This is a genomic window from Pelomicrobium sp. G1, assembly GCF_051905455.1.
Taxonomy (GTDB): Bacteria; Pseudomonadota; Gammaproteobacteria; order Burkholderiales; family UBA6910; genus Pelomicrobium.
Genome location: NZ_JBQACR010000183.1, coordinates 1 through 353 on the forward strand (window position 1 = coordinate 1; position 353 = coordinate 353).

Consider the following 353-nt stretch of genomic DNA (forward strand, 5'->3'; position numbering starts at 1 on the left):
ATGTTGAAAAGCTTTCCTTCAAAGGCATGGTTTCGCACCCGGATACGAATCGCTTCCGACACGTCGTAGGCGCCGGCCTCGCGCGGATCGTGGGCCGGCCACACCGGCGGAAACGACGAGATGTGGACCTGTTCCCCCTGCGCCATTAGGGCGAATCGCGCGAGAGGGTTGGTATTCTCGCCACAGATCAGCATGCCGATCCGTCCGAGGGAGGTGTCGCTCACTCGCAGTCCGGCTCCGTCTCCGGTCGCCCACACTAGCTTTTCCCAGAAAGTAGGCACCAGCTTCCGGTGATGGTTGATGACCTGGCCGGTTTCGTCGATCAGCACGTTTGCGTTCCACAGGCAGCCGAC

General features: G+C 61.2%; 1 protein-coding gene. It reads right to left on the reverse strand.

Annotated features, from left to right (window positions below; genetic code table 11):
• Positions 1–353 (reverse strand): nitrilase-related carbon-nitrogen hydrolase (locus tag ACTFO6_RS18085; protein ID WP_439935784.1); only part of this gene is annotated, 353 nt, incomplete at both ends.